We start from the raw sequence: 1,636 nt of genomic DNA on the forward strand, positions 1-1,636 counted from the left end.
GGGCAGCGTGAAGTCGGCCGACCTCGCCACGCTCACCCGCATCGGGACGGACATCGTGGGCGTGCGCGGGGCGGTGTGCGAGGGGGGCGACCGCAACAAGGGGCGGATCCAGCCGAGGCTGGTGCCCCCTGGGGTCAGGGGGCACCGGACGCTCCCGGCCCCGGGGCGGGGAAGGGCCGCACGCCCTCCCCGCCCGTCTCACCGTCCCGCTACTTCTCCGGCAGCAGGGCCGGGTCGAGCAGCAGGGACCGCAGCTGGTCCCGGGTCAGCGGCGGGCTCTTCAGGAGCGGGCCCTGCGCCCGCTTCCCCTCGAAGCCGGTGCTGCCGCGCACCGCCAGCACCCCGCCGTCCCGCATGGTGAGCCGGCCGTTCAGCTCCGGCCCCCAGGGCCGGTCGACGCCCTCCATCGATTCGGTCCAGGTGGTCAGCACGCTGCCGTCCGGCCGCTTCTCGTTCACGCAGTCCGGCGCGCCGGGGAACCCTCCGGCGGGCTCGCACATGTCCTGCGACCGGCCTCCGCTGCCGGTCTTCATGTAGCCGATGGTGAGGTAGCCGACGCCACCGTCCCTGCGTACGGAGAAGCTGCCGTCCAGCGGCCCCTGGAGATGCGGCATCTCCCGCTGGGAGGTGTCGCCGTCGAGAATCACGGCCATCGAGACCTCGTTCACCACCCCGACGTCCCTGGGCAGCACCTTCGCCAGGGCCTTCTCCCGGCCGCCGTTGCCGACGAGCTCGACCGGGGCCGCCACCGTGGCCTCCGGCGCCGCGGCCCGGTCCGCCCGGTCCCCCGCCGGGGCCGGGCCGGGCAGCACGGCCGCCCCGGCCGCGACGGCCGCGACCACCGCGGTCGTGACACCGACCCGGCGCCGCAGCCGCGTCCGGGCCGCCCCGGCGTACACCGCCCGTGTCGAGGTCGTCGGCTCCCCCGCGTCGTCCGCGACCCGCCCCAGCAGCTCGTGCACGTCGTTGCTCATACCAGTTCCTCCGCCATCTCGGCGCGCAGTGCCGCCAGCCCCCGAGCCGTGTGGCTCTTGACCGTGTTCTCCCGCATCCCGAGCAGTTCGGCCGTGGCCTCGACGCTCAGGTCCTCCCAGTACCGCAGCACCAGTACGGCCCGCTGCTTGCCGGTGAGCCGGGCGAGAGCCGCCCGGACCGCCAGCCCGGTGTCCGTGTCCGGCGCCCGGCCGGGGCGGTCGGGCAGTTCGCCGTACGACTGCTCCCGCCGCCAGAACCGGCGGCGGGACGCGATGAAGGTGTTGATCAGCGTCTTGCGCGCGTACGCCTCGATGTTGTCGAGCCGTCCGTACCGCCGCCCTCCGAGCACCACCTTGACCAAGGTCGCCTGGACCAGGTCGTCGGCTTCGTGCCGGTCGCCGCAGAGCAGGTACGCGCTGCGGAACAGCGCGGTACGTCTGCCTTCGACGAAGGCGTGCAGCGCGGCATCGTCATCGATCCGCATCGTCGGCGCCCCTCTCCCGGGTCCGCGGGTGCGGACCGTCTCATCCCTTCCAGTGCGGTGGGAGGCACGGCGGGTTGCAGCACGGCGGGAACAGCGGGAGGGGGGGAACGCGGGCCCCGCCCAAACCCCCACCACCCCACCCGCCCACGCACACAAAAAGGGGAGCCCCCCCGCGGT

General features: G+C 74.4%; 2 protein-coding genes and 1 pseudogene. 1 reads left to right on the forward strand and 2 read right to left on the reverse strand.

What is annotated here, in order from left to right; translation table 11 throughout:
• Positions 1–124 (forward strand): annotated as a pseudogene (locus ACFCV8_RS35985) ((5-formylfuran-3-yl)methyl phosphate synthase); the annotation flags it as partial.
• A gap of 85 nt (positions 125–209) precedes the next feature.
• On the opposite strand, the gene ACFCV8_RS35990 reads toward ACFCV8_RS35985, so the two are convergent.
• Complete coding sequence (locus ACFCV8_RS35990) at positions 210–974, reverse strand: hypothetical protein (RefSeq protein WP_376689770.1); 765 nt, start codon at positions 972–974, stop codon at positions 210–212.
• Entirely contained in the window at positions 971–1,459 is a 489-nt protein-coding gene (locus ACFCV8_RS35995) for a SigE family RNA polymerase sigma factor (protein WP_376689771.1), read from the reverse strand. Before ACFCV8_RS35995 ends, ACFCV8_RS35990 begins: the two co-directional genes overlap by 4 nt.
• Between the last annotated feature and the right edge of the window lie 177 nt (positions 1,460–1,636).

It is taken from the genome of Streptomyces sp. NPDC056347, from assembly GCF_042262625.1.
GTDB lineage: Bacteria > Actinomycetota > Actinomycetes > Streptomycetales > Streptomycetaceae > Streptomyces.

Excerpts from the sequence above, each read along its gene's own strand:
- ACFCV8_RS35990 (WP_376689770.1), bottom strand. The coding sequence starts at position 974 with ATGAGCAACGACGTGCACGAGCTGCTGGGGCGGGTCGCGGACGACGCG.
- ACFCV8_RS35995 (WP_376689771.1), bottom strand. The coding sequence starts at position 1,459 with ATGCGGATCGATGACGATGCCGCGCTGCACGCCTTCGTCGAAGGCAGA.